This window comes from Streptomyces showdoensis (genome assembly GCF_039535475.1).
GTDB lineage: Bacteria > Actinomycetota > Actinomycetes > Streptomycetales > Streptomycetaceae > Streptomyces > Streptomyces showdoensis.
This window is the reverse complement of the sequence record NZ_BAAAXG010000026.1, coordinates 2167315-2193539: the sequence shown is the minus strand read 5'-3', so window position 1 is coordinate 2193539 and position 26225 is coordinate 2167315. Positions and strand designations below refer to the sequence as shown.

At 72.3% G+C, this 26225-nt stretch carries 27 protein-coding genes; 12 read left to right on the top strand and 15 right to left on the bottom strand.

All coding sequences use genetic code 11. The features are described from left to right. Positions 1 to 87: 87 nt before the first annotated feature. Positions 88 to 225, top strand: a complete 138-nt coding sequence (locus ABD981_RS23050) for a hypothetical protein (RefSeq protein WP_165590983.1) — start codon at positions 88 to 90, stop codon at positions 223 to 225. Here ABD981_RS23050 and ABD981_RS23045 read toward each other — a convergent pair. Genes ABD981_RS23045 through ABD981_RS23035 form a run of 3 tightly spaced genes read right to left on the bottom strand, consistent with a single transcriptional unit; the run spans position 222 to position 3280 of the window. Next, positions 222 to 899: a UbiX family flavin prenyltransferase gene (locus ABD981_RS23045; RefSeq protein ID WP_123954858.1), complete on the bottom strand. Its 678-nt coding sequence runs from the start codon at positions 897 to 899 to the stop codon at positions 222 to 224. The genes ABD981_RS23050 and ABD981_RS23045 overlap by 4 nt on opposite strands. A gap of 30 nt (positions 900 to 929) precedes the next feature. Further along, on the bottom strand, positions 930 to 1832 hold the full coding sequence (gene mqnP / locus ABD981_RS23040) for a menaquinone biosynthesis prenyltransferase MqnP (RefSeq protein ID WP_046909963.1): 903 nt from the start codon (positions 1830 to 1832) through the stop codon (positions 930 to 932). After that, the gene (locus tag ABD981_RS23035; RefSeq protein ID WP_046909964.1) at positions 1829 to 3280 is read right to left on the bottom strand and encodes a menaquinone biosynthesis decarboxylase; all 1452 of its coding nucleotides are present in this window, start codon (positions 3278 to 3280) and stop codon (positions 1829 to 1831) included. The genes mqnP and ABD981_RS23035 overlap by 4 nt, the downstream gene beginning before the upstream one ends. Before the next feature lie 90 nt (positions 3281 to 3370). Between ABD981_RS23035 and ABD981_RS23030 the strand changes: the two genes are divergently transcribed. Both ABD981_RS23030 and ABD981_RS23025 read left to right on the top strand, forming a co-directional pair. Next, positions 3371 to 3826, top strand: a complete 456-nt coding sequence (locus ABD981_RS23030) for a PLD nuclease N-terminal domain-containing protein (protein WP_046909965.1) — start codon at positions 3371 to 3373, stop codon at positions 3824 to 3826. Continuing rightward, on the top strand, positions 3826 to 4716 hold the full coding sequence (locus tag ABD981_RS23025) for a LysR family transcriptional regulator (protein WP_046909966.1): 891 nt from the start codon (positions 3826 to 3828) through the stop codon (positions 4714 to 4716). The genes ABD981_RS23030 and ABD981_RS23025 overlap by 1 nt, the downstream gene beginning before the upstream one ends. Here ABD981_RS23025 and ABD981_RS23020 read toward each other — a convergent pair. Further along, positions 4613 to 5542 carry a DMT family transporter gene (locus tag ABD981_RS23020; RefSeq protein ID WP_123954851.1) on the bottom strand — a complete coding sequence of 310 codons (930 nt, stop codon included), beginning with the start codon at positions 5540 to 5542 and terminating at the stop codon, positions 4613 to 4615. The two genes, ABD981_RS23025 and ABD981_RS23020, sit on opposite strands and share 104 nt — an antisense overlap. Positions 5543 to 5660: 118 nt before the next feature. Between ABD981_RS23020 and ABD981_RS23015 the strand changes: the two genes are divergently transcribed. The 4 genes from ABD981_RS23015 to ABD981_RS23000 all read left to right on the top strand — a co-directional run bounded on the left by ABD981_RS23015 (position 5661) and on the right by ABD981_RS23000 (position 10829). Beyond that, the gene (locus tag ABD981_RS23015; RefSeq protein WP_240495359.1) at positions 5661 to 6203 is read left to right on the top strand and encodes a nucleoside deaminase; all 543 of its coding nucleotides are present in this window, start codon (positions 5661 to 5663) and stop codon (positions 6201 to 6203) included. Continuing rightward, positions 6196 to 7104: an isopenicillin N synthase family dioxygenase gene (locus ABD981_RS23010; RefSeq protein ID WP_046909967.1), complete on the top strand. Its 909-nt coding sequence runs from the start codon at positions 6196 to 6198 to the stop codon at positions 7102 to 7104. Before ABD981_RS23015 ends, ABD981_RS23010 begins: the two co-directional genes overlap by 8 nt. 136 nt (positions 7105 to 7240) lie before the next feature. Continuing rightward, positions 7241 to 9292, top strand: coding sequence for a hypothetical protein (locus tag ABD981_RS23005; protein WP_240495360.1), 2052 nt, complete (start codon positions 7241 to 7243; stop codon positions 9290 to 9292). Between the two features lie 4 nt (positions 9293 to 9296). Then, positions 9297 to 10829, top strand: a complete 1533-nt coding sequence (locus ABD981_RS23000) for an ABC transporter substrate-binding protein (RefSeq protein ID WP_046909968.1) — start codon at positions 9297 to 9299, stop codon at positions 10827 to 10829. A gap of 34 nt (positions 10830 to 10863) precedes the next feature. On the opposite strand, the gene ABD981_RS22995 is transcribed toward ABD981_RS23000, so the two are convergent. The 8 genes from ABD981_RS22995 to hemL form a co-directional block, all read right to left on the bottom strand. Further along, positions 10864 to 11394, bottom strand: coding sequence for an SRPBCC domain-containing protein (locus ABD981_RS22995; RefSeq protein WP_046909969.1), 531 nt, complete (start codon positions 11392 to 11394; stop codon positions 10864 to 10866). 48 nt (positions 11395 to 11442) lie between these two features. Beyond that, on the bottom strand, positions 11443 to 12525 hold the full coding sequence (gene ccsB / locus ABD981_RS22990) for a c-type cytochrome biogenesis protein CcsB (RefSeq protein WP_046909970.1): 1083 nt from the start codon (positions 12523 to 12525) through the stop codon (positions 11443 to 11445). After that, entirely contained in the window at positions 12522 to 14219 is a 1698-nt protein-coding gene (gene resB / locus ABD981_RS22985; protein WP_046909971.1) for a cytochrome c biogenesis protein ResB, read from the bottom strand. Before resB ends, ccsB begins: the two co-directional genes overlap by 4 nt. Before the next feature lie 11 nt (positions 14220 to 14230). Beyond that, the gene (locus ABD981_RS22980) at positions 14231 to 14968 is read right to left on the bottom strand and encodes a cytochrome c biogenesis CcdA family protein (protein WP_046909972.1); all 738 of its coding nucleotides are present in this window, start codon (positions 14966 to 14968) and stop codon (positions 14231 to 14233) included. 10 nt (positions 14969 to 14978) lie between these two features. Continuing rightward, a complete protein-coding gene (locus tag ABD981_RS22975; RefSeq protein WP_046909973.1) occupies positions 14979 to 15584 on the bottom strand; it encodes a TlpA family protein disulfide reductase in 606 nt (201 codons plus the stop codon). A 77-nt stretch (positions 15585 to 15661) separates the two neighbouring features. Continuing rightward, positions 15662 to 16912 (bottom strand): polysaccharide deacetylase family protein, encoded by a 1251-nt coding sequence (locus ABD981_RS22970; RefSeq protein ID WP_046909974.1) that lies wholly within the window; start codon positions 16910 to 16912, stop codon positions 15662 to 15664. Positions 16913 to 17074: 162 nt separating this feature from the next. Further along, positions 17075 to 17782 (bottom strand): histidine phosphatase family protein, encoded by a 708-nt coding sequence (locus tag ABD981_RS22965; protein WP_046909975.1) that lies wholly within the window; start codon positions 17780 to 17782, stop codon positions 17075 to 17077. Then, complete coding sequence (hemL, locus tag ABD981_RS22960; RefSeq protein WP_123954852.1) at positions 17779 to 19086, bottom strand: glutamate-1-semialdehyde 2,1-aminomutase; 1308 nt, start codon at positions 19084 to 19086, stop codon at positions 17779 to 17781. Before hemL ends, ABD981_RS22965 begins: the two co-directional genes overlap by 4 nt. Positions 19087 to 19330: 244 nt before the next feature. Here hemL and ABD981_RS22955 point away from each other — a divergent pair, with 244 nt between their 5' ends. Further along, positions 19331 to 19963, top strand: a complete 633-nt coding sequence (locus ABD981_RS22955) for a hypothetical protein (protein WP_123954853.1) — start codon at positions 19331 to 19333, stop codon at positions 19961 to 19963. 78 nt (positions 19964 to 20041) lie between these two features. Here the strand turns inward: ABD981_RS22955 and ABD981_RS22950 are convergent, their stop codons facing one another. Further along, the gene (locus ABD981_RS22950) at positions 20042 to 22009 is read right to left on the bottom strand and encodes an APC family permease (RefSeq protein WP_046909977.1); all 1968 of its coding nucleotides are present in this window, start codon (positions 22007 to 22009) and stop codon (positions 20042 to 20044) included. 138 nt (positions 22010 to 22147) lie between these two features. Between ABD981_RS22950 and ABD981_RS22945 the strand changes: the two genes are divergently transcribed. Next, positions 22148 to 22537 carry a MerR family transcriptional regulator gene (locus tag ABD981_RS22945; RefSeq protein WP_046910013.1) on the top strand — a complete coding sequence of 130 codons (390 nt, stop codon included), beginning with the start codon at positions 22148 to 22150 and terminating at the stop codon, positions 22535 to 22537. Positions 22538 to 22957: 420 nt separating this feature from the next. Here the strand turns inward: ABD981_RS22945 and ABD981_RS22940 are convergent, their stop codons facing one another. Further along, positions 22958 to 23806: a hypothetical protein gene (locus ABD981_RS22940; RefSeq protein ID WP_046909978.1), complete on the bottom strand. Its 849-nt coding sequence runs from the start codon at positions 23804 to 23806 to the stop codon at positions 22958 to 22960. Positions 23807 to 24058: 252 nt separating this feature from the next. Between ABD981_RS22940 and ABD981_RS22935 the strand changes: the two genes are divergently transcribed. From ABD981_RS22935 to ABD981_RS22925, 3 genes are read left to right on the top strand one after another with little or no spacing between them, the layout of a single operon-like run. After that, positions 24059 to 24301: a hypothetical protein gene (locus ABD981_RS22935; protein WP_046909979.1), complete on the top strand. Its 243-nt coding sequence runs from the start codon at positions 24059 to 24061 to the stop codon at positions 24299 to 24301. 40 nt (positions 24302 to 24341) lie between these two features. Further along, the gene (locus ABD981_RS22930; RefSeq protein ID WP_046910014.1) at positions 24342 to 25178 is read left to right on the top strand and encodes a helix-turn-helix domain-containing protein; all 837 of its coding nucleotides are present in this window, start codon (positions 24342 to 24344) and stop codon (positions 25176 to 25178) included. A gap of 14 nt (positions 25179 to 25192) precedes the next feature. Beyond that, on the top strand, positions 25193 to 25780 hold the full coding sequence (locus tag ABD981_RS22925) for a GNAT family N-acetyltransferase (protein ID WP_123954854.1): 588 nt from the start codon (positions 25193 to 25195) through the stop codon (positions 25778 to 25780). On the opposite strand, the gene ABD981_RS22920 is transcribed toward ABD981_RS22925, so the two are convergent. Further along, complete coding sequence (locus tag ABD981_RS22920) at positions 25761 to 26204, bottom strand: GNAT family N-acetyltransferase (protein ID WP_046909980.1); 444 nt, start codon at positions 26202 to 26204, stop codon at positions 25761 to 25763. The two genes, ABD981_RS22925 and ABD981_RS22920, sit on opposite strands and share 20 nt — an antisense overlap. Between the last annotated feature and the right edge of the window lie 21 nt (positions 26205 to 26225).

The window sequence follows — 26225 nt, the reverse complement described above, 5'->3', positions numbered from 1 at the left end:
GATACCGCGAGTTTAGGTATAGAATCTAAGGTACACAGGGGCGACACCCTGTGAATCTTTCAGTGGATCAAAGACGATCTTTCAGGAGTGGTGATCACCGTGTACACGATCGAGATGGCCTACGCCCGTATGCGCGAGCTGCAGGAGATGGCCAACCGCTCGCGTGCCCACCAGTCGAACCCCGCCTCGAAGCGCGCCGCGAAGAAGCGCGCCAAGAAGCGCTAATCACCCGGGCGGAGGGCTCCACCGAGCTCTCCCTCCCACCGGCGGTACAGCGCGTGCGGCACCCCTGCCGCGTCGAGCACCCGCCCGACGACGAAGTCCACCAGATCCTGGATGTGCGTCGCCCCCGCGTAGAACGCCGGAGAGGCGGGCAGCACCACGGCGCCCGCCTCGTCCAGCGTCACCATGTGCTTGAGGGTCTGTCCGTTCAGCGGGGTCTCCCGCACCGCGACGACCAGCGGGCGCCGCTCCTTGAGCGTCACGCTCGCCACCCGCTGCAGCAGGTCCTTCGAAAGCCCGAGCGCGACCCCCGCCACCGCGGCCGTCGACGCCGGCACGATCAGCATCCCCTTGACGGCGTACGAGCCGGAGGACGGCCCGGCGGCCAGATCCCCGGCCGGCCAGTAGCGCACGTCCTCCAGGCCCTCCGGCACGCCGAAGGTGTCCGGCTTCCCGTCGGCCCCCCGGGCCAGCCACGTCGCCAGGTCCTCGCGCCAGTGCGCGTCCCGGAAGGCGATCCCGGTCTCGTCGAGCAGCGTCAGCCGCGAGGCCCGCGACACGACCAGATCGACGCTCTCCCCCGCTGCGAGCAGCCCTCGCAGCACGGCGGCGGCATACGGCGTCCCCGACGCCCCCGACACCCCGACGACCCACGGACGACGCTGTTGCTTGTTCACCTGCTCCACGCCGACGAGCCTAGCCGTCCCCTACAGGGACAGCCCGCGCACCAGCAGGTCGAGCAGCGCGCACACGAACAGCGCGATCCCGATGAAGCCGTTGACCGTGAAGAACGCCCGGTTCAGCCGGGACAGGTCGTGCGGCTTCACGATCGAGTGCTCGTAGCAGAAAGCCACCGCCACGATCACCAGACCGGCCCAGAAGAACACGCCCGCGTCGGTGGCCAGGGCGTACCAGACCAGCAGGCCCGTGGTCAGCACGGCCGAGACGCGGGCGCCCCACAGGGCGGCCGGGATGCCGAAGCGGGCCGGGACCGACATCACGCCGTGCGCGCGGTCCGCCTGGACGTCCTGGCAGGCGAAGATCAGGTCGAAGCCGCCGATCCAGATGCCGACCGCCAGACCCAGGATCACCGCGTCCCAGGACCACTCGCCGCTGACCGCCAGCCAGGCCCCGACGGGGCCGATCGCCTGGGCGAGGCCCAGGATCGCGTGCGGGAAGTTGGTGAACCGCTTCCCGTACGGATAGATCACCATCGGGATCACGGCGAGCGGCGCGAGCGCCAGGCAGAGCGGGTTGAGCAGGGCCGCGGCGCCCAGGAAGACGACGACGGCGACCCCGGCGCCGGTCCACGCCGACCGCACCGAGACCGCGCCCGTGACCAGCTCGCGCTGGGCGGTGCGCGGGTTACGGGCGTCGATCTCGCGGTCGATGATCCGGTTGCAGGCCATCGCGAAGGTGCGCAGGCCCACCATGCAGACCGTGACCAGGAACAGGGTCCACCAGTGGATCTCCCGGTCCAGCTGGTACATCGCGGTCAGCGCGGCGATGTACGCGAAAGGCAGCGCGAAGACCGAGTGCTCGATCATCACCAGCCGGAGGAACGCCTTCGTCCGTCCCGGCTGCGCGCCGGGCACCGCGGCCGTGGTCACAGCCCGTACTCCTTCCAACGGCGGTCCACCAGGGCCGCCGTCGCCGGGTCCGACTCGACCATGTCCGGCCAGCCGCCGTCGCGCGTGTAGCCCTCCTCGGGCAGCTTCTTCGTGGCGTCGATGCCCGCCTTGCCGCCCCAGAACTGCTGGTAGGAGGCGTGGTCGAGGTGGTCGACCGGGCCCTCGACGACGGTCAGGTCACGGGCGTAGTCGGTGTTCCCGAGCGCCCGCCAGGACACCTCGTGCAGGTCGTGCACGTCGCAGTCCTTGTCGACCACGATGATCAGCTTGGTGAGCGACATCATGTGCGCGCCCCAGATGGCGTGCATGACCTTCTGCGCGTGCTTCGGGTACTTCTTGTCGATCGAGACGATCGCGCAGTTGTGGAAGCCGCCGGACTCGGGCAGGTGGTAGTCCACGATGTCCGGGATGATGATCTTGAGGAGCGGCAGGAAGAAGCGTTCGGTGGCGCGGCCCAGCGGGCCGTCCTCGGTCGGCGGGCGGCCGACCACGATCGACTGGAGCAGCGGGCGCTTCCGCATGGTGATGCAGTCGATCTTCAGCGCGGGGAACGGCTCCTGCGGCGTGTAGAAGCCGGTGTGGTCGCCGAACGGGCCCTCGGGCAGCGTCTCGCCCGGCTCCAGCCAGCCCTCGATCACGACCTCCGCCTGCGCGGGGACCTGCAGCGGCACGGTCTTGCAGTCGACCATCTCGATCCGCTTGCCCTGCACGAAGCCGGCGAAGAGGTACTCGTCGATGTCCCCCGGCAGCGGCGCCGTCGAGGCGTACGTCACGGCCGGCGGGCAGCCGAAGGCGATCGCGACCGGCAGCCGCTCGCCCTTCGCGGCGGCGACCGCGTAGTGGTTCCGGCTGTCCTTGTGGATCTGCCAGTGCATGCCGATGGTGCGCTTGTCGTGCCGCTGGAGGCGGTAGAGGCCGAGGTTGCGGACCCCGGTCTCGGGGTGCTTGGTGTGGGTCAGCCCCAGGTTGAAGAAGGAGCCGCCGTCCTTGGGCCAGGTGAACAGCGCCGGCAGCAGGTCGAGGTCGACGTCGTCGCCGGTCAGGACCACCTCCTGCACGGGGGCGTCCTTCACCTTCTTCGGCGGCACGTGCACCATCGAGCCCAGCTTGCCGAAGGCCTCCCGGACCCCGACGAAGCCGTGCGGCAGCTCGGGCTTGAGCAGCCCGCCGATCTTCTCGCTGATCTCCTCGTACGACTTCAGGCCGAGCGCCTTGAGCAGTCGGCGGTCCGTCCCGAAGACGTTCATCGCGAGGGGCATGGCGGAGCCCTTCACGTTCTCGAAGAGCAGCGCCGGGCCTCCCGCCTTGTTCACCCGGTCGACGATCTCCCCGACCTCCAGGTACGGGTCGACTTCGGCCTTGATGCGCTTGAGGTCGCCTTCACGCTCCAGAGCCCTGAGCAGCGAGCGGAGATCGTCGTAAGCCATACGGGCAAGTATCGGTCACCGGCTACGCTGGCTGTGTCACCGGGGCCGTCGAAACGCGCTCCCGCCGCTGCTTCCAGGGGGCTGTCCCACATGCTCAGGGCGTTGATGTACATCCTGCCGCTGGCGCTGACGATCTACGCGTTCATCGACTGCCTCAACACCCCCGAGGAAGAGACCAAGCACCTGCCCAAGGTGGTCTGGGTCATCATCATCCTGCTCTTCTGGATCGTCGGCCCGATCGTCTGGTTCGCGGCCGGCAAGCAGCGCCGCGCCGTCCGCGGCGCCGCGGGCGGCTCCGGCGGCTGGGTCGCCCCGGACGACAACCCCGAGTTCCTGAAGTCGCTGAAGGAAGAGGCCGCGCCTGACGAGAAGCGGGCGAAGGACGAGTCCCTCCTCAAGGACTGGGAGGCCGACCTGCGCCGCCGCGAGGAGGAGCTGAAGCGCCGCGAGCAGGGCGACGGCGCCGGGGACGCCCGGGAATCCAAGGACTCCAGGGACTCCAGGGACGCCAAGGACGCCAAGGACGCCAAGGACACCGACGGCTGATGGAGCTGCGGCTCCTGGTCACCTTCGAGAAGGTCGCCACCGTCCTCTCCTTCACCCGCGCCGCCGCCGAGCTGGCCTACGCCCAGTCCAGCGTCACCTCGCAGGTCCGGGCCCTGGAGGCCTCGCTGGGCGTCGAGCTCTTCGAGCGGCTGGGCTCCCGGATCCGCCTCACCGAGGCCGGGGAGCGCCTGCTGCCGTACGCCCGGCAGATCATCGACCTCGCCGACGAGGCCAGGGCCGCGGTCACGGCGACCGACGAGCCGGCCGGCACGATCGCCGTCGGCACCGTGGAGTCGCTCACCTCCTACCGGCTGCCGCCGCTGCTGGAGCTCTTCCACCACCGCTACCCGAAGGTCCAGCTGACCCTGCGCCCGACGCTCGGCGACGCCACCCTGCGGGCGCTGCGCGAGGGCACGTTCGACCTGGGGCTGCTGCTGGAGCGGGAGACCCGGCACGAGGGCCTGGAGAGCGAGGTGCTGGGCGAGGAGCCGCTGGTCCTGGTCGCCGCCCCCGGTCACCCGCTGGCCGGTCGGAGGGGGCTGACCGCGGCGGAGCTGGCGGCGGTGGGCCTGGTGGGCACCGAGCCGGGCTGCGCCTACCGGGACCTGTTCGAGGCGGAGCTGGGCCCCTGGTCCCCGGCGTTCCTGGAGTTCGGCACGATCGAGGCGAGCAAGCGGGGCGTGGCCGCGGGGCTGGGGATCGCGCTGCTGCCCCGGATCACCGTCTCCGGGGAGCTGGCGTCCGGGGCGCTGACGGCGCTCGACTGGGAGCCGCCGTTCACCCTGTTCACGCAGATCGCGTGGCGGCGGGGGAAGCGGCTTCCGGCGCACGTGCGGCTGTTCGTGGAGCAGCTGCGGCGGCTCGTGTCCGAGTCGCCCGGGTCACCCTGAGGCTGGCGAGGACGATCAGCGGGACGCCCAGGGCCTGGACGGGGCCGATGTGGTGTCCGTACACGAGCCAGTCGGCGAGCATCGCGACGGCGGGGTAGGTGAAGGCGAGGACCGCGATCCGGGCGGTCGGCAGCTTGGCGTAGGCCGCGTACATGAGGACGTACATCAGTCCGGTGTGGATCAGGCCGAGTCCGGCGAGCCAGGCCCAGCCGGTGCCGAGCCGGGCGGCCTCGCCGAGGTCGGCGAAGGGCAGCAGCAGCGGGATGCCGACGGTGACCTGGACGAGCGCGACGAGGTGCGGCCGGACGCCGGTGATCCGCTTGGTGACGACCGTGGACAGGGCGTAGAGGACGGCGGCGGCCAGGGCGAGGCCGAGCCCCTTGAGCGAGGCGGTGTCCCCGGGGCGCACGCCCGACACCAGGACGAGCCCGGCGAAGGCGACCGCGAGCCAGCCCAGCTTGGCCGCGCTGATCCGCTCCCGCAGGACGACGGCGCCGAGCAGCACCAGGAAGAACGGCTGGGTGTGGTAGACGACGGTGGCGAAGGAGATCGAGGTGGCCTCGTAGGCCTCGAAGAGGAACACCCAGTTCAGCACGATGAACGCGCCGCCGAGCGCGGCGAGCCCCAGCTTCCGCGGGGTGAACCCGTGCCCGGTGAAGAAGCCGCGGGCCAGGCTGTAGGCGCCGAGGGCGGCCGCGCCGAAGACGCACCGGAAGAACACGACCGTGAAGGGCGAGGCGCCCGACTCCACGACGAAGACGCCGAGGGTGCCGGAGAGCACCATGGCGAGGGTCAGTTCGAGGGTTCCCCTGGTCTCGTTTCTCATGCCGACGACGCTACGAACGGGGGCCCGGGGCGGTCCACGGGCCAGTGGGGCGTCCTGCCGATGGCCCCATCGGGGGAGCCGATGGCTGGCCCGGCCGTCACCGGGGAAGGGTCCTCCCATGGACACCGTCGATCCCGCCGATCCGGCCGGCCCCGCCGATCCGGCCGGTCCCGCCGATGCCGCCGGTCCCGGCACGCCCCTCGGCCGGCTCGGCCCGGAGCGGGCCCGCCGCTGGCTGGCCGTCGCCCTCGACGAGGCGCGGGCCGGGCTCGCCGAGGGCGGGGTCCCGATCGGGGCCGCGCTGTACGGCGCGGACGGCGCGCTGCTCGGGCGCGGGCACAACCGGCGGGTGCAGGACGGGGATCCGTCGGCGCACGCGGAGACCGACGCCTTCCGGGCGGCCGGACGGCAGCGCTCCTACCGGGGCACGACGATGGTGACGACGCTGTCGCCGTGCTGGTACTGCTCCGGTCTGGTGCGGCAGTTCGGGATCGCACGGGTGGTGGTCGGGGAGGCCCGGACCTTCCACGGCGGCCACGACTGGCTGGCCGAGCACGGCGTGGAGGTCCTGGTGCTCGACGATCCCGACTGCGCCGCCCTGATGCGGGAGTTCGTCGAGCGGAACCCGGCCCTGTGGAACGAGGACATCGGCGATGACTGACGGCGGCATTCCGACCGTGGACCTCTCCGCCGCGGAGCCGGACCTCGGCACGATCGACCGGGCGCTGCGGAGGGCCGGCTTCCTGCTGGTCACCGGGCACGGCATCGACCCCGCGCTGCCCGCGGCGATCCGGGAGAGCGCCGGCGCCTTCTTCCGGCTGCCCGGGGAGACGAAGGAGCGGTACGCGGTGCGGGTCGGCGGGCGCGGCTGGCTCGGGCCCGGCGCCGAGGCCAACGGCTACGCGGAGGGCACCGCGACCCCGCCCGACCTGAAGGAGTCGCTCTCCTTCGCCGCGGACCGGCCCACCGGGCGCCCGGAGGTGGACGCCGAGTGGTTCCTGCCGAACACCTGGCCCGCCGAGGTCCCGGAGCTGAAGCCGCTGGTGGAGACCTACCTGGAGCGGATGCGGGCGCTGTCGGACCGGGTGCTCGACCTGCTCGGGCTCGCGCTCGGCGAGGGCGCGGACTTCTTCACCCGGCACACCGGCCACCCCACCTTCGGCTTCAACGTCAACTGGTACCCGGGCCGGGAGCGGCTCGGCGAGCCGGAGCCCGGGCAGTTCCGGATCGGCCCGCACACGGACTTCGGGACGGTGACCGTCCTGGACCGGCAGGCGGGCAGGGGCGGGCTGCAGGTGTACTCGGACGCGGAGGGCTGGCGGGACGCCCCGTACGACCCGGCGGCGCTCACGGTCAACATCGGCGACCTGATGGCGGGCTGGACCGGCGGGCGCTGGCGCTCGGGACGGCACCGGGTCCTGCCGCCGCCGGCGGACGCGCCGGCCGAGGAGCTGATGTCGCTGGTCTACTTCTACGAGTGCGACCCGGGCACCACGATCCACGGCATCGAGTCCCACGCGTACCTGCGCGCCCAGCTCGACGCGATCAGCGCGGACCGGTGAGACCCGCGAGACCGCATCGCAAACCGTACTGGATTCCCAACACCCTGTAGTTATCCTGGACTTGAGGATGTGACGGGGCACGTCTGGTGGGATGCGGGGGTGGCGGGTGGACAGAGTCCTCTACGGTCGCGAGGCGGTGTTCCACGACTCGGGACTCGCGGCGCGGCTCATCGGGCTCCGCGGCGGCGACTTCGCGCGGGTCCCGTTCGAGCACGGCGAGGACCCGCCCGTCGTGGTCTTCACCGGCGGGCGCGGCATGGGCAAGACCGCCCTGCTCAAACAGCTCCGCAACACCTACAAGGGCGCCACCCCGCTCGCCCTGGTCGACTGCGCCCGCATCGAGCCGCCCGCCGACCACGGGCCCGGCTGGACCGAGCTCACCGGCGCGCTCGCCGAGCTCGCCGTCCAGCTGTCGCCGCGGGTGACCGGGGCGAAGTCCGTGCAGTTCCCGCGGCTCTCGCTCGGCCTGGTCGCGGTCGCCTCCATCAGCTGGACCCAGGAGGACGAGGAGCGGGCCCAGCGCGACCTCCAGCGGCTCGGCCCGGTCCTGTCGACCGTCGACGCCACCAAGGGCGCCGCCACCAACTGGGTCACCAAGGTCCTCACCAAGCTGGCCGCCACCTTCGCCGACGCCGCCGCCCCGCTGGCCGGACTGCTCGCCGAGGCCACCGTCGAGACCGTCCTGGAGGAGGTGTTCGGCCGCTTCCACCAGAAGTCCGAGAACTGGTACGGGAGTTACCGCAACGCCGGCGGCCGCGGCAAGGCCGGGCTCCAGCAGCTCGCCATGGACTTCGACCAGGGCGGCCGGCGCCGCCAGGAGGCCGAGGACTTCCTCGTCGGCGCGCTCGTCGAGGACCTGGGCCAGGCCTACAAGGGGCTGACCCGGGTCGGCACCCGCCGCGGCCGGCCCGTCCTGCTCCTCGACAACGCCCACGTCGAACTCGGCCGCCGGCTCGTCGAACCGGTCCTCCGGGCCCGCCACGACGGCCGCCGCGACAAGGTCGTCGTCCTCGCCACCTCCCGCGTCCGCCGGCACGAGGGCATGCGGCACGCCCGCCGGGTGCGGCTGCCCGAGACCATGCACCGGGCCGCCTGCGAGCGCGGCGCCGACATCACCTCCGGCATCCTCGCCGTCGAGCTCACCCCGCTGTCCGCCGCCCAGACCCAGGCCGCCTTCGACCGCCTCGACCCCTCCGGGCTCACCCCCGCCGACCTGGCCCGGGGCGTCCACCGGCTGACCGGCGGCAGGCCGCTCGGCGTGACCCTGCTCGGGCAGGCCGCCGCCGAGACCCCGCGCACCGAGCGGCCCCGGCTCACCCCCGGCGCCCTGCTCGACCTGGACGTGGAACTCCGCGAGGACGCCCACCCGGTGCCCGTCGCCCCCACCCTGCTCGCCGCGCTCCTCCCGCAGCCGCGCCTGGAGCCCTTCACCGTGCTCGCCGCAGCCCACGACGAGGTCTCGGCCCGGCTGCTGGCCAGGACCCGGCTGCACACCGCGTCCCGGGACGGCGACATGGCGCTGCGGGTCCGCGACGAGCTGCGGGCCGAGGACTGGCCGGACGGCACCGAGCACTTCGTCGGCGACCCGCTGCTGCGCGCCCTGCTGCTGCACCGGCTGCGCTTCGCCGACGGCGACCACCCGCGCCACGCGGCCTGGCGGGCGGTCCACGAGACCCTGCACCGGCACTACGAGCAGGGCGAACAGGAGGGTCAGGACACGGCCCGCCCGTACCGGCTCCACCACGAACTCGCCCTGGGCCGGGCCGAGGGCGCCGTCGCCCATCTGAGCGGCACCTTCCACGAGCTCGACGTGCTGGGCTGGCTCGGCCGGCTGCGGTTCATCGCCGCCGCCCCCTATCCGCGCACCGCCGGCCACACCGGCCCCGACCCGCGCCGCGACGCCGCCCTCGGCCGCCACGTGCCCGACCTGCCCGACGGGCTCGACGCCGAGGCGACCGAACTCCACCTGTCCGTACGGCGGCTGCTGCACGCCGTATGGCTGCTCACCGATCCGCTCGCCCTGCCCGACGAGGACGTCACCGAGAAGCTGGCGCACGAACTGCGCCAGCTGTCCGGCCGTCATCTGACCGGCAACAGCCCGTTGTGGGACGCGGCCACCCACTGGCCGAGGGACATTCGAGCCTGGCGCCGCCCGTCGCTGCCGCCGGGCCGCGAGGACGGAGTCTGAGGCCATGCCCAACCGGCTGCGCAACCGCTACCTCTTCACCCCGAGGCAGAAGCTCTTCGCCGGACTGATCGCCCTGGTCGTGCTCGGCGTGCCGCTGTTCTACGGGATCAGGGCCTGGGTCACCCCGGAGGACCGTTCCTGCGCGGCGGGCGTCGAACGCCCCCAGGGCTCCGCCGAGTGCATCGGCGTCAACGGCGACGGCTACGCCTTCGGCGTCCCCGGCCTCGCCGAGGTGGCCGGGCTCATCCAGCGCGAGAACGCCACGCTGAAGCCCGACGAGTACGCCACCGTCGCCGTCCTCCTCCCCCTGACCTCGCCCGACCCGGGCATGCGGGTCAAGGTCCTGCACGAGCTCCAGGGCGCCTACGCCCGCCAGTACCGGGCCAACCACGAGTCCAACAGCGAGACCCCGAAGATCCGTCTGGTCCTCGCCAACACCGGCAAGGGCAACGCCCACTGGCAGACCACCGTCGAGCAGCTGAAGGGCATGACCGACGCCCCCGCCCGGCTGCGCGCGGTCACCGGCGTCGCCACCTCCTCCACCCCGATACGCCAGGCGGTGGCGGCCCTGACCGGCGCGGGCATCGCCGTCGTCGGCACCACCATCACCGCCGACGACATCGCCAACGGGCCCGGCCACAACCTCTACCCCGGGCTCGCCCGGGTCTCCCCCACCAACAGCGACGAGGCCAAGGCCCTCGCCCACTTCGGCAAGGTGAACGCCGCCAAGGCCCTGCTCGTCCAGGACACCCGCACCGGCGACCACTACACCGACACCCTGAAGGCCGCGTTCGCGGCCTCCCTCAAGGGCGCCCCCTACGAGCCGCAGCTGTTCACCTCGCCGCCCGACCCGACCGAGGAGGGCACCACCGCCAACACCTTCCGGCAGATCACCCACCTCATCTGCGACACCCGCGCCGAGACGGTCTTCTTCGCCGGCCGCCACACCCAGCTGCGCCAGTTCATCAACGCCCTGGGCGCCCGCGGCTGCGCCGAGCGCCGGTTCACCGTCCTCACCGGCGACGAGGGCTCCTACCTGGGCGGCGACGCCCGGCTCAACCGCGCCGCCCTCAAGGCCCGGCTGACCGTCCGCTACGCCTCGCTCGCCCACCCCGACGCCTGGCGCCCCGCCCCCGGCCGGCCGGTCCCGGCGACGGGCGGCTCCACCGTCGCGTACGACACCTTCGTCGGCGACATCGCCCGCGCCTCGAAGAAGCCGGTCGCCCTGGCCGACGGGCAGGCGATCATCGCCTACGACGCGATGGCGACGGCCGTCCACGCGATCCGGCAGGCCACCCCCGACAAGGCCGCCTACCCGGAGCTCGCCGACGTCCCGGTGCAGTGGCCGCAGGTGAAGGGCTCGCTGCGGGTGCAGGGCGCGAGCGGCTGGATCTGCCTGGACAACTTCGGCAACCCGTACAACAAGGCCGTTCCGATCGTGGAACTCGCCCAGGACGGCACCCAGCGCTTCGTGGAGATCGCCTGGCCCGAGGGCAGGCCCCCGGCGGAGAGCTGCCTGCCGCCCGGGCAGGGCTAGCCCCGGCGCCCACGACGGCGGCGCACGCCCCCGCCTACGGCTCCCACCGGGGCCAGGGGGCGTCGTCCCGCGCGTAGAGCTCCCTCAGCTCCCGCCACCGCTCGGGCGACCAGTCCCGCCACTCCGTGGGCCGCCCGTCCAGGGCCCGGACGAGTCGCTCCAGGTGCTCGTGCCACCCCGCCAGCATGTCCACCTTCGCGCCCCGCGGCCCCCGGAACTCCGCGGTGAAACGCAGCACGGCCGACCCGCCGCCGTCCGGACCCGGTTCCAGGTGGAAGCGGATCCGGCCGTGCGGCGGGCCGACCGTGTACTCGGCGACGACGTCGGGGTCCCAGGCGGTCACCCGGCCCGAGACGACCGTGTCGCCGTTGAGCCAGCGGAGAGTGACGCGTCCGTCGAGCCGCGGCTCCAGCGGGTCGGCCGCGCAGAGCCACTGCGGCAGGCCCTCGGGCGAGGCGACGGCGGCCCATACCAGGGGCACCGGGTGCGGGAGCCCGACCGTGAAGCGCAGCACGTGCGTGTCGCCGTCGTGGGTCTCGCTCCGGCCCCGGGGGATCTCGCTCATACCTCCAGCGTGACCCCGGGGCCCGCGCCCCGCTAGCTCGGAGCCGGCTCAGACGCCGGCGTAGGAGTGCTTGCTGCTGACGAAGATGTTGACGCCGTAGTAGTTGAAGAGGAAGCAGCCGAAGGCGATGAGCGCGATGTACGCGGCCTTGCGGCCCTTCCAGCCGGCCGTCGCCCGGGCGTGCAGGTAGGCGGCGTAGCCGACCCAGGTGATGAAGGCCCAGACCTCCTTGGCGTCCCAGCCCCAGTAGCGGCCCCACGCGTCGCCGGCCCAGATCGCGCCCGCGATGATCGTGAAGGTCCACAGCGGGAAGGTCGCCGCGTTGACCCGGTACGCGAACTTGTCGAGCGTCGCCGCCGAGGGCAGCCGCTCCATCACCGAGGTGGTGAAGGCGCTGGGCTTGCCGCCGTTCGCGAGCTTGTTCTCGTAGGAGTCGCGGAGCAGGTAGGCCACGGTGCCGACGGCGCCGAGGAAGAGCACCGAGCCGCAGATGATCGCGGTGGAGACGTGGATCCACATCCAGTACGAGTGCAGCGCGGGGACGAGCTGGTCGCTGGAGGTGTAGAGCACGGTGGTGGCGACGCCCAGGTCCAGCAGGACGACCGTGACCAGCGGCAGGCCGATCCAGCGGACGTTCTTCTTCGCGGCGAGGAAGCCGAGGAACGCGCCGACCGCCACCGTGGAGAAGGTGGTGGAGAACTCGTACATGTTGCCCCAGGGGGCACGCTGCACGGCGAGCGCGCGGACGACCACGCTGGTGGCCTGGATCGCGAAGGCGAGGACGGTCAGCGAGATCGCCATCCGGCCGTAGAGGTCGCCCTTGGCGGTGCCGCCGGCAGCGCCGGGGCCGTCCGGGACGTCCCGGGTGCCGGCCGCCGAGCGGACGACGACCTTCGGGCGGTCGAGGACGGCGGTGCCGCCCGCCGCGGCCCGCACGGTGACCGACGGGGCCGTGCCGGCCGCCTCGGGGCCGGTCAGCGCGGCTGCCGTGCGGGCGACCTTGCTGCGGCTGCCGAGCACCCACTCGGCGATGTAGAGCAGGAAGGCCAGGGTGTAGACGGCCATCGAGGAGTAGATGAGCGTGTTGCTCATCTGCGCCATGCTCTCGTTGGTGGTGGCGGCGAGATTCACTTCTCAGCCCCTTCGGCAGGTTCTTCCGCGGCTTCCGCGGTTCGTTCGGAGGGTTCCGGCGCGGTCGGCGCCTCGGTGTTGAGCGTGACCGCGAGCTCGGCCAGCTCCTCGGGCAGCTTGGCGGACTCGCTCCGGCCAAGGCCTGCCATCTCGACGACGGTGACGCCGTCCTCGCCCCGGACGGCCCGGACCCAGACCCGGCGGCGCTGGATGAACAGCGAGCCGCTGAGGCCGAGGATCGCGGCGACCGCGCCCGCGAGGGCGAGGCCGTTGCCGGGCTGCTGGGTGATGGAGAAGCTGGCCCACTCCTTGATCTCCTTCTCGAAGGTGATCGAGCCCGCTCCGTCCGGCAGCGTCATGGTCTCGCCGGGCAGCAGGCGGTTCGCGCTGCCCGTGCCTCCCTGGACCTTGAACTGCTTCATCTTGGAGGTGTCCAGCTGGTACACGTTCTGCGGCAGGCCGGAGTTCACGCGCAGGTCGCCGTGGTAGCCGGTGACGGCCATCACGGGGAAGTCGAGCGCGGGGAACTGCGAGAACATCTGGCCTTTGCCGGCGCCGGCGAAGGTCGGCACGAAGAAGGCGTTGAAGCCCAGCTGTTCCTTCTTGCCGTTCTTGTCGCGGTAGCCGTCCATCACCTTGATGGCGCCGGTCGAGGTGACGTTGTTGTCGAAGGGCAGCAGCGGGACGGCGCCGTGGTAGACGACCTTGCCGCGGCCGTCCTTGACGGTGACCACGGGCGCGTACCCGTGGGCGATCAGGAAGACCTTGGCGTCGCCGACCTTCAGCGGCTCGTTGACCCGGATGATCGCCTTCTTCTCGGGCTTGCCGACCTCGGAGTAGCGCACGGCCGCCTCGAAGGTGCGCGGGGTGCCGCGCTGCGGGCCGCTCTTCTCGTACGTGCCGGTGAAGCTGTCGAGGGTGAAGCCGAAGGGTTCGAGCTCGTCGGTGCCGAACTGCGAGCCGGACTTGAAGTCGTCGTACTGCGTGAGCGTGTTGGAGAAGCCGTCGCCCTCGACGATCAGCTTGCCGCCCTCGGACTTGAACATCACGCCCCAGGCGAAGGCCACCAGCATGACGATCAGCGCGATGTGGAAGACCAGGTTGCCGGCCTCGCGCAGATAGCCCTTCTCGGCGGCGACCGCGTCGCCGACGGTGTGGGCCCGGTAGCGGCGGCCCTTGAGCATCGCGAGGGCGGCCTCGCGGACCCGCTCGGGCTCGGCCTCGGTGCGCCAGGTCGTGTACGCGGGCAGCCGGGTGAGCCGCTTGGGGGCACCCGGCGGGCGGCTGCGGAGCTGGCCGACGAACTGCCAGGTGCGGGGCACGATGCAGCCGATGAGGGAGACGAAGAGCAGGATGTAGATCGCGGAGAACCACACCGAGCTGTAGACGTCGAAGAGCTGGAGCTTCTCGTAGATCGGCGTGAGCGTCTCGTGGGCCTCCTTGAAGGCACGCACCTTCACCTCGTCCGCGCTGGTCTGCGGGATGAGGGAGCCCGGGATCGAGCCGAGCGAGAGCATGAAGAGGAGGATCAGAGCGACCCGCATGGAGGTCAGCTGACGCCAGAACCAGCGCACCCAGCCGAACGGCCCCAGGGTGGGGCCGCCGATGACGGTCTCCTCCCGGGGCGCGGTGGACAGCTGGGCCCCGGCCTCGCCGAGGTGGTCCTGCTGCCCTGTCGTTTCGGTCTTGCTCATGTCGAAAACCCTCAGATCCCCACCGTGAAACCGCTGGACCAGCTCTGCATGTCGGCGACCATGCTGTCCCACACTCCTGTGAGGAGCAGCAGACCGGTGACGATCATCATCGCGCCGCCGATCCGCATCACCCACACGTAGTGCTTCTTGACCCAGGCGAACGCACCGAGCGCCTTGCGGAAGGCGATGGCGGTGAGGATGAACGGAAGCCCGAGACCGAGGCAGTACGCGACGGTCAGCAGGGCCCCGCGCCCTGCGCTGGCCTCGTTGGCGGCGAGCGCGGTGACGGAGGCGAGGGTGGGGCCGATGCAGGGCGTCCACCCGATGCCGAAGAGCGCGCCGAGCAGCGGCGCGCCGACGAGGCCGGTGACGGGCTTCTTGTGGAAGCGGAACTCGCGCTGGGTGAACCAGGGCATGAGGCCGACGAAGAAGACGCCCATGAGGATCATGAGCACGCCGAGCACGTCGGTCAGCGTCCCGCGGTACTCCTGGAGCGTCGAGCCGAAGTAGCCGAAGAGCGCGCCGCCGGAGACGAACACGACGGTGAAGCCGAGCACGAAGAGGCCGGCGCCGGCGGTCATCCGGCCGCGGCGGGCCTCGGCGAGGTCGGTGCCGGTGACCCCGGTGACGTAGCTCAGGTAACCGGGGACGAGCGGCAGCACGCACGGCGAGAAGAAGGAGACCAGACCGCCGAGCACGGCGATGGGCAGGGCCAGCAGAAGGGCTCCGCTGAAGACCGTCTCGTTCACGTCGTGCCTCTCACTTCTCCGCGATCAGGGGTTCGATCATGGAGCGGAGCTTGGTCTCGTCGAGCGCCATCAGCGAGCGCGCGGCGACCTTGCCGTTCTTGTCGAGGACGACGGTGGACGGGATGGCCTGCGGGTTGAGCGTGCCCTTGGGGAAGCCGCCGACGATGAGCTTGCCGGCCGGGTCGTACAGGCTCGGGTAGGGCACACCGTAGTCGTCCTCGAAGGCGAGCGCGGGCTGCTTGTTGGGGTCGCGGGTGTTGATGCCGACGAACTCCACGCCCTGCGCCTTGAGGTCCTTGGCGACCTTGGCGAAGTGCGGCGCCTCGGCGCGGCAGGGCGGGCACCAGGAGCCCCAGACGTTGAGGACGACGACCTTGCCCTTGAGGTCGGCGACGTCGAGCCGCTTGCCTTCGAGCGTGTCGCCCGCGAGCGCGGCGACCGGCTTGCGCTCGCCCTTGGCGACGGTGGAGATACCGCCCGTGTTGGTCACGAAGCCGGTGTCGCCGCCGCCCCCGGACTTGCCGTTGGTGTCCGAGCTGCAGGCCGAGAGGGCGAGCGCGATCGTCATCGTTCCGACCGCGAGCAGGGTGCGTCGCGAGGCGCGGCTAAGACTCATGTGAAAAGTTTCGCATGGGCGTTTCGCGGATCTTGGGCACCCCCCTACGTGCCCAAGATGCCCCTTGTCAAGATCGTTTAAGCCGGGCGGAGGAACGCGTTCCAGCCGCCGGCCGGCTGCTGGCCGACCTCCAGGGTGCGCAGCTTGGCGAGGATCTTCGGGTCCTGGACGTCCAGCCAGTCGCAGAACTGGCGGAAGGAGACCAGCCGGACGTCCTTCTTCCCGGCCATGCCCTTCAGGGCCTCCTCGACGGCGTCCATGTAGATGCCGCCGTTCCACTGCTCGAAGTGGTTGCCGATGTAGAAGGGGGCGCGGTTCGACTCGTAGGCGCGGTGGAAGCCGGCCAGGTAGGCCTCGGTGGCCTGCTTGCGCCAGCCCGGGTAGCGCGAGGGCATGCCCTTGGTCGAGTTCTTCGACTGGTTGGCGAGCATGTTGTAGTCCATCGACAGGACCTCGAAGGAGTGCCCGGGGAAGGGCACGGCCTGCAGCGGCAGGTCCCACAGGCCGCCGCGCTTGACCGGCCACGTCTGACGGCCGCCCGGGGAGCTGGCGTCGTAGCGCCAGCCCAGCCGCTTGGCGGTGGGCAGCAGGTTGTCCTGGCCGAGCAGGCAGGGGGTGCGGCCGCCGACGAGCTCCTTGGTGTAGTCGAAGGGCAGCGGGTCGAGGTCGGTCCAGCCGGTGTTGGTCTTCCACTTCGTGACGAAGCCGACGGCCTGGTCGATCTCGCTCTGCCACTGGGCGGGCGTCCAGTTGGCGACCGAGCCGGAGCCGCCGCAGAAGTGCCCGTTGAAGTGGGTGCCGATCTCGTGGCCTTCGAGCCAGGCCTGGCGGACGTACTTCAGGGTCTGCTTGACGTGGTCGTCGGTGAGGTAGCCGATGTCGGAGGCGCCGACGCGGTTGTTCGGCGGACGGTAGAGGGAGGCCTTCGACTCGGGCAGGAGGTAGAGCCCGGAGAGGAAGAAGGTCATGGCCGCGTCGTGGTTCTTGGCCAGTTCGAGGAAGCGCGGGAAGAGGCCGTTGCCGACCTCGCCGGCACCGTCCCAGGAGAAGATCACGAACTGCGGCGGGGTCTGGCCGGGTTCGAGCGGCACGGGGGCGTCGGGCTGGTTCGGCTGCTTTCCTGTGTCGGCGGTGGAACCGTCGCCGATGGGCCGGCCGTCGTCCTTGGTGGGCGCGGGGTTGTCCGGTCCGCCGGACGCGTCCCCACCCTTGCCGGGTCCGGAACGTCCACTCTTATCCTGATTGTTGCCACTGCACCCGGCGATGCCGAGCGCCGCGGCGGCACCGACCCCGGCCCCCAGAAGTCCCCTTCGACTGATCCCGCGCATGACATCCCCATTCGCGCTGACGTATGACCTGAAGTCATTCCAAACCGACAATCAGTGAGATGTCATGAGGAACACGAAGGTTCCGGAAAAACAGAACAAATATTTCAGGGCGGTCCCGCGGCACATCGCCGCCGGACCGCCCCGAACGATAGAGCGAAAAAGCTACGCGCCGAAGGCCTTCGCCTTACCCTTCACAGGCTTCGCACCCGCGCGCAGGTGCACCGGCACCAGATCCAGCGCCGGCTCGCTGTAGCCGACCGACACGATCCGGTCGCCCCGGTACGTGAACGAGGTCAGCGAGGCCAGCGTGCACTGCCGCCGCCGCGGGTCGTGCCACAGCCGGCGCTTCTCCACGAAGCTGCGCACGATCCAGATCGGCAGCTGGTGGCTCACGCACACCGCCTCGTGCCCGCGGGCCGCGTCCTTCGCCGCGTCGAGCGCGCCCATCATCCGGACGACCTGCTCCACGTACGGCTCGCCCCAGGACGGCTGGAACGGGTTGGTCAGGTGCTTCCAGTTGCCCGGCTTGCGCAGCGCCCCGTCGCCGACGCCGAAGGTCTTGCCCTCGAACACGTTCGCCGCCTCGATCAGGCGCCCGTCCGTGGCCAGGTCCAGACCGTGGGTCTTGGCGATCGGCGCGGCCGTCTCCTGCGCCCGCTCCAGCGGGGAGGCCACGACGTGCGTGACGTCCCGGCCGGCCAGGTGCTCGGCGACCCGGTCGGCCATCTGCCGGCCCAGCTCGGACAGGTGGTACCCGGCGCGGCGCCCGTACAGCACGCCGTCCGGGTTGTGCACCTCGCCGTGCCGCATCAGGTGCACGACGGTGATGTCCTCGTCGCTCACGTTCCCCTCGGGGCGCACGTCGCTCATGCCGTGGCCTCCGCGGCGGCGCGGGCGGCGGCCGGCAGGGCGGCGGCGATCCGCTCGACGGCCCGCTCGTCGTGGGCGGCCGACACGAACCAGGACTCGAACGCCGACGGCGGCAGGTAGACCCCGTCCGCGAGCATCGAGTGGAAGAAGGCGTTGAAGCGGAACGCCTCCTGCTTCTTCGCCTCCTCGTAGTTCCGCACCTCGGTGGAGGTGAAGAAGACCGAGAACATGTTGGACGCGGTCTGCAGCCGGTGCGCCACGCCCTCCTTGGCGAGCGCGTCGGTGACCAGGCCCTGGATCTCCGCGGAGACCGCGTTCACCTTCTCGTACGCGGCGTCGTCGAGCAGCCGCAGCTGCGCGAGGCCGGCGGCGGTCGCGACCGGGTTACCGGAGAGGGTGCCCGCCTGGTAGACCGGGCCGGCCGGGGCGAGGTGGCCCATCACGTCCGCGCGGCCGCCGAAGGCCGCCGCCGGGAAGCCGCCGCCCATGACCTTGCCGAAGGTCATCAGGTCGGGCTTCACGCCGTCGACGCCGTACCAGCCGGCCCGCGAGGTGCGGAAACCGGTCATGACCTCGTCGGAGATGAACAGCGCGCCGTTCTTCTCGCACGCGTCCTTCAGGCCCTGGTTGAAGCCCGGCAGCGGCGGGACGACGCCCATGTTGCCCGGGGACGCCTCGGTGATCACACAGGCGATCTCGCCCGGGTGGCGGTGGAACGCCTCGTGCACCGCCTCCAGGTCGTTGTACGGCAGCACGATGGTGTCCCCGGCCTGCGCGCCCGTCACGCCGGGCGTGTCCGGCAGGCCGAAGGTGGCGACGCCGGAGCCGGCCGCGGCCAGCAGCGCGTCCACGTGCCCGTGGTAGCAGCCGGCGAACTTGACGACCTTGGCGCGGCCGGTGAACCCGCGGGCCAGCCGGATCGCCGACATGGTCGCCTCGGTGCCGCTGGACACCAGCCGGACCTGCTCGACCGGCTCGATCCGCGCGACGATCTCCTCCGCCAGCGCGACCTCGCCCTCGCCCGGCGTGCCGAAGGAGGTGCCGCGGGCCACCGCGGCCTGCACCGCGGCGGTCACCTCGGGGTGCGCGTGGCCGAGGATCATCGGTCCCCACGAGCAGACGAGGTCGACGTACTCACGGCCGTCGGCGTCGGTGAGGTACGGACCGGTACCGGACACCATGAACCGGGGCGTACCGCCCACGGCACGGAAGGCGCGCACCGGTGAGTTCACGCCGCCGGGCGTCACAAGGGACGCGCGGTCGAAAAGCGTCTGTGAGACTGGGGCTTCGTATGAATACGGCACTGGGATCCTGACCTGCGAGTACGGAGGGATGGAGTGAGCACCCTCTGAATTACGCCGGGGCGTCTGTCCTCCGCGTCTGCGAAACTGGGGCGTCATAGGGATGGCTCACGGAATCCATGGTGTCAGAGGCCACGGCGTTCTTGCGGACAGGTGTTTCACCGTACGAACGTGGGGGAGGTCATTGTCACGATGATCGGGTCGCGCCGCGGAGACGCGCGGCTCGGAACAGCAGTCGGGTGGAGATATGCATCGCGGTGGCGGACCGGGCGAGGGGACTGACGACCTGGGTCCCGACCCTGTCCGGCGGGGGAGGCACCGGCGCCGGAGGGCCGAGGAGCCCAGGGCGAACGCCCCGAGGACCGGAGAGCCGGCGGAGCCCGGCGGACCTGGCGGACTCGGAGCCGGCGAGCGGAAGGCCGGGGAATCACGGGGTGGCGGCTTGGGGGTGACGTACAAGTACTTCGGCGCGCCCGACGGCGCGACGGCGGCCCGGGTGCCCATCTCGATGCGACCCGAGGAGCTGGGCGGCGACGAGCTCGGCATGGGCGGCCTGTTCACCAAGATCAAGCCGGAGACCATAGCCGCGATGGTGCTCACCGGCATCCAGGGCATGCCGCTGCACAAGGTGCCGCCGCTGGAACTGGTGGTGCTGCACCCCGACTACGCCGTGGTGAAACTGCCCATGACCGTGGTCGACCCGCTGCGCGGCATCGGCGAGGAGTCGGTCGGCGCCGCCGCCTTCATCTGGTCCACCGTCCCCGACCGCGGCGGCCCCCGGGACGCCTTCAACGTCTACCAGCTGCTCCACGAGTGGCAGGACTTCTCGGTCCGCCTGCACGAGGCCGGCCACCAGCCGTACTGCCTGGTGTGGCCGTAGACAGGCCGTGGCCACCGTAGGCAGGCCCCCGGACGGGCGGACCGGCCCGCCCCGGACGGATCCGGGACGCGGCTTTCCCTAGGGGCTCTCCCGCGCCGCCTCCGCGGCGGCCTTCGCGCGCTCGGCGGCCAGCTCCCGGGCCGACGCGAGCCGGTAGGGCACGTCGATGACCACGACGTTCTTCATGAACAGCAGCCGCGTCTTGAGCCGGAGCGCGCTCTGGTTGTGCAGCGGCTGCTCCCACCAGCGCCCGACGACGTACTCGGGGATGACCACGGAGACCACCGAGTCCGGGGAGCGCTCGGGCGCGTCGCGGATGTGCCGCAGCAGCGGCTGGACGATCGAGCGGTAGGGCGAGTTCAGCACCCGCAGCGGTACGTCGATGCCGTGGGCCTCCCAGGAGGCGCGCAGGACCTCCGCCTGGGCGGGGTCCTCGGCGACCGTCACCGCGGTCAGCGAGGCCGGCTTCAGGGTCTTCGCGTACGACAGGGCGCGCAGGCTCGGCGCGTTGACCGAGGCCACCAGGACCAGGACGTGGTTCGCGGCGAGCGGGTGCGGGTGGGCGTCGGGGGCGACGGCCACCTCGGCGGCGACGGCGTCGTAGTGCCGGCGCACCCCCTTCATCCCGGCGAAGAGCAGCGGCATCGCGATGACGACGATCCAGGCCCCGTGCGTGAACTTGGTGACCAGGACGATGACGAGGACGACGGCCGTCAGACAGGCGCCGAACGCGTTGATCGCCAGCCGCCGCAGGATGTGCGTCCGCTGGGCGGCCCCGGCCGGCGTGGCGAGTTCTCGCCGCCAGTGCTTGACCATGCCCGCCTGGGACAGCGTGAAGGAGACGAAGACGCCCAGGATGTAGAGCTGGATCAGCCGGGTGAGGTTGGCGTCGAAGGCGACGATCAGCGCGATGGCGGCCAGCGCCAGGAGCAGGACGCCGTTGGAGTAGACGAGCCGGTCGCCGCGGTGGACGAGCTGGCGGGGCGCGTAGCGGTCGCGCCCCAGGACGGAGGCCAGCATCGGGAAGCCGTTGAAGGCGGTGTTGGCCGCCAGGACGAGGACGCCCGCGGTGACGGCCTGGAGGGCGTAGAAGAGGACGTGCCAGTCGCCGAAGGTGGCGCGCCCGATCTGGGCGAGCGCGGTCGAGGTCGGGGTGCCGGGCGGCAGCCCCAGCTCGGTCGGGTCCTCGGCGACGTGCACCTCGTAGACCATCGCGAGCACCGTGATCCCGAAGAACATGGTCACGGAGAGCCCGCCCATCACCGCCAGGGTCGTGGCCGCGTTGCGGCTCTTGGGCTTCGCGAAGGCCGGCACGCCGTTGCTGATCGCCTCGACGCCGGTCAGCGCCGTGCAGCCGGAGGCGAAGGCCCGCAGCCCGAGCAGCACGAGCGCGATGCCCGAGTAGGTGGAGACCGCCTCGACGGGCAGGTCCGCCGACTCGGCGCGGATCGTCGCGCCCGACGCCATCCGCACCGCCGCGACCGCGAACATCAGGTAGATGACGGCGATGAACGCGTAGGTGGGCAGCGCGAACCAGCGGCCCGACTCCCGCACCCCGCGCAGGTTCAGCCAGGCCAGCACGGCCACGAACACCACCGACATGACCGTCGCGTGGCCGTCCAGCGCGGGCGCGGCCGAGGTGATCGCGGCGACCCCGGAGACGACGGAGACGGCGACGGTCATCACGTAGTCGATGAGCAGCGCGCTGGCCGCGGTGAGGGCCGCGGTGGTGCCCAGGTTCTCGGCCGAGACGACGTACGCCCCGCCGCCGCCCGGGTAGGCGTAGCAGGTCTGCCGGTAGGAGGCGACGACCACGAGCAGCAGCACGACGATGCCGACCGCCGCGTACCAGGCCAGATGGAGCACGGCGAGGCCGCCGAGGGCGAGGATCAGCAGGATCTCCTCCGTGGCGTAGGCGACGGAGGAGAGCGGGTCGCTGCAGAAGATCGGCAGGGCCAGCCGCTTGGGCAGCAGGGTCTCGCCGAGCCGCGCGCTGTCCAACGGACGTCCTACCAGCAGGCGTTTCGCCACGCTTCCAGCTCTCATAAGTGCTGAAGTTAGGACGAATCGGATCTAATGCGCGGAAGCCGCGCCCGCCGGCGCCCCGTACGAGGGGCCCCGCACGAGGAAGGACTCGACACCGTGAGCACAGCGCGCACCGCCCCCCGCCCGACCCGCGAGCCGATGCAGATCGGCGAGGTGGCGGCCCGGACGGAACTCTCCCTGCGCACCATCCGCCAGTACGAGGACAGCGGCCTCGTCGTCCCGTCCGCGGCCTCCCAGGGCGGCTTCCCCCTCTACACGGACGCCGACGTGGCCCGCCTGATGGTGATCCGCCGGATGAAGCCGCTCGGCTTCACCCTCGACGAGACCCGCGAGCTGCTCACCGCCGTCGACCGCCTCGCCGCCGACACCCCGGACACCCCCGACGAACTCGACCCGCCCACCCGCGCCGCCCTCGTCGCCCGCGTCCGCGGCTACGAACGCGCGGCGACCGAACGCGTCGCGGAACTCCACGCCCAGCTGACCCGGGCGGAGGAGTTCGCCGCGTCCCTGCGGGCGCGGTTGCCGTAGGGACCCCACAGGCGCGCCGCGACCCCCGCACGGGGCCGCGGCCCGGCAGGCGCCGTGACCCTGGACCGGGGGTCGGACCCGGTCCAGGGCATGGCCTTGGTGCAGGGGCATGGCCGCGGTCCGGGGGCGTCGCCCCGGTCCGAGGGCCTCGCCCCGGTCCAGAGACATAGCCCCGGTCAGGGACATGGCCCGCGCGGGGGGCGCGTGGCCTGCGCAGGAGGCACGTGGCCCGCGCAGGGGGCACGTGGCCTGTGCAGGGGGCACGTGGTCCGCGCGGGGGGGCGCGTGGCCTGCGCAGGAGGCACGTGGCCCGCGCGGGGGGCACGTGGTCTGCGCAGGGGGCACGTGGTCCGGTCAGAGGCATGGCCCGTGCAGGGGGGGGCGCGTGGTCCGGGCCCGAGGCCCCACGGCGCGCCGGGCCTACCCCTCCCGGTCCTCCAGGGCCGCCGCCAGGTCCTGGAAGAAACGGGCGCAGGCGGCCGGGCTCGGCGGGGTCTCCGGGTTCCAGGGGGCGAGCCGGGCCCCCGGCGGGACCGCGTGCGGCGGCACGGCGTTGGCCCGGCTGTCGAACAGCACCAGGTCCGGCGCGAGCCCGACCGCGTGCTCCCAGTCGGTCGTCAGCCAGTTCGCGCCCGGCCCCGGCCCCGGATCCACGAACCGCACCCCCAGCTCGGCCAGCCGGGCCAGCTCGGGCCAGGCGTGCGGCCGCGCCAGGTGCACCTGCTCGGGCCCGGCCCCGGACAGGGCCAGCACCCCCACGTCCGCACGCCCCGCGGCCGCCCGCAGCGCCGCCTCCGCGTCGCCCACCCGCCCCGAGGCCCCGGCCGCCGCCCCCAGGGCGGAGGCCAGCTCACCGAACCGGCCCACGATCGCCGGCAGCGCCAGCTCGCCGCCGACGGAGAGCGCCGCCAGCGGGGCCCCCGCCTCCTCCGCCAGCGCCTCGTCGAGCGCGTACGGGCTCTTCCCGTCGTACGTCACGTCGACGACCAGGTCCACCTCGCCCAGCGCCCGCAGCCGCTCCGCGTCCAGCGCCCGCCCCGGGCCCAGGTACGGCACCCCCGCCGCCGCCAGACCGCCCGACTTGACCGGATCGAGCAGGTCGCCGTCGTGCCCGGAGCCGTACACCGCGACCGGCCGCACCCCCAGGTCGAGCAGGGCCGCCCCGGCCCGTACGTACGCCACCACCCGCTCCGGCCTGCGCCGCGTCGCCAGGGCCGCGCCCCGGTCGTCCGTGAAACCCCACCCGCCCGTGCCCGTCGCGTCAGCCATTGGACCGCTCCCTCCCCGGCCGGAAACCTCCGTCCCCGCCACCTTGAAGCGGTTCCACCACGCGCACAAGAGGGCCTCCCGCCCCGGCGCACGCCCGGGACTTTGGTCCCGGACCCCCCTGCCGAAAGACCCCCAGGGTGGTGTTAACTGAACGGGTCGGGAGGAAGCAGTAGGAATCGACAGCGCCGTGCGGGCGCGCGCCCCCTGCCAGGGGCACGCCGCCGTCCGCGGCGCCCCGCCCTGGAGTCAGCCATGACCTTGCCCGGCCAGTTCTCGGACCCCCGCGTGATCACCCTCTTCGGCCTCCTCGCCCTCTCCGCCGCCGTCTGGGTCGCCCTGGGCCTGCGCGCCCGCGCCCGCCGCGAGCGGGCGAACACCCCGCTGGAGCGGATCTGGCACCCGCAGGAGACGGTCGCCCTCACCCCCGCCGAGGAACGGGCCTTCGGCCAGGTCGTCTCCCGGCTCTCCCTGGGCGCGGCGGGCCGCCTGCGCTGAGTCCTTGATCGGACGGCCCGGACCGGACACCATGCGCGACATGACCGCCGCCCCAGGACCGCGCCGGGACACCCGGGGCATCGTGGACCCCGCCGAACTCCTCACCCGCGTGCGCTTCCGCCGCCACTCCCCCGCCCCCGCGCTCCGCCCGTACCTGGAGCACTACTGGCTGATCGACTGGGACCTGACGGAGCCGTACGCGTCCCACGTCGTCCCGCACCCGTCGGTCAACGTGGTGTTCGAACGCGGGGAGGAGGCGGGCGACTCGGCCGTCCTCTCGGGCATCGGCCTGGAGCTCTTCACCAAGAAGCTGACCGGCACCGGCCGGGTCTGCGGCGTGCAGTTCCGCCCCGGCGGCTTCCGCCCCTTCGCCACCGCCCGGCCGGTCTCGCACTGGACCGGCCGGATCGCCCCGCTCACGGAGGCGTTCCCGGCCACCGGCACCGCCGAGGCCGCCGCCGTCCTCTCCCCCGCCGGCGACGACGCGCGCGTGGCGGCCCTCGACGCCTTCCTGCTGGCCCACGGCCCCGCGCCCGACCCGGCCGCCGCACAGGCCATGGCCCTGGTCGACCTGGTCCGGACGGACCGCGCGATGCGGCGCGTCTCCGCCCTCGCCGACCGGGCCGGGCTCTCGCCGCGCTCGCTCCAGCGCCTGTTCGCCGCCTACGTCGGCGTCGGCCCGAAGTGGGTCATCCTGCGCTACCGCATCCACGAGGCCCTGGAACGCGCCCGGGCCGCACCGGCGGCCGGCCCCCCGGACTGGTCCCGGCTCGCGGCCGAACTCGGCTACAGCGACCAGGCCCATCTCGTACGGGACTTCACGGCGACGGTCGGGATCCCGCCGACGGCGTACGCCCGGGCGCTGTCAGCGGCGTGACCTAGGGTGCGCCCATGGACGACGACAGCGCGAACGGCGGCCGGGGCGGACGCGACGGGAACGGCGGGAACGGCGGGAACGGCACGGTGCGGCTCGAACCCTGGTCGGAGGAGGACTTCGGGCTCCTCCGGGCCATGAACGCACCGGAGCTGATGGAGCATCTGGGCGGCCCGGAGACCGAGGAGCAGCTCGCGGCGCGCCAGGCGCGCTACGAGCGGCTGGGCGCGGACCCGGACCGCGCCGGGTGCATGTTCCGGATCGTGCTGCTGCCGGAGGAGGTCGCGGCGGGCGCGATCGGCTTCTGGGAGCACGCGGAGGAGGCGTCCGCCGCCTCGGTCTACGAGACGGGCTGGACCGTGCTGCCGGGCTTCCAGGGCCGGGGCGTGGCGACGGCGGCGACGCTCGCGGTGGTGGAACGCGCCCGCGCCGAGGGCCGCTTCCACCACCTGCACGCCTACCCGTCCACGGAGAACGCGCCGTCGAACGCGGTGTGCCGCAAGGCGGGCTTCACGCTCCTCACGGAGCGGGAGTTCGAGTACCCGCCGGGCCACCGGATGCGCTGCAACGACTGGCGGCTGGAGCTCACTCCCCCAGGGGCTTGAGCATCCGGGAGAAGTGGAAGGCCACGATGTCGAAGCGCTCGCGCAGGTAGAAGCGGTGGGCGCCGGTGCGGTGGGTGCCGGAGTCCAGGTTGAGCTCGTGGCAGCCGGCCGCGCGGGCGTGCTCCTCCAGGTGCCCGATCAGCGCGTGCCCGACGCCGGTGGACCGGCTGGCGGCCTTGGTCACCAGGTCGTCCACGTACAGCTGCGTCAGGGAGCTGGTGTTGTGGACGATCCGCCACCCGGCCACGCCGACGCACGCCCCGTCGTCGGCGTAGGCGGCGCTGAACCGCAGCCCCTGCGCGTGGCCGCGCTCGTACACGTCCCGGAACAGCTCGGGCGTCAGGTGCGGCCGGAGCTCGCTCAGGACGGGCAGGAGCTCGGCCTCCAGGCGCGGGTCGCCGGGCTCGACATCGATGATCTTCATGGCGGGACGGTACCCCGGGCC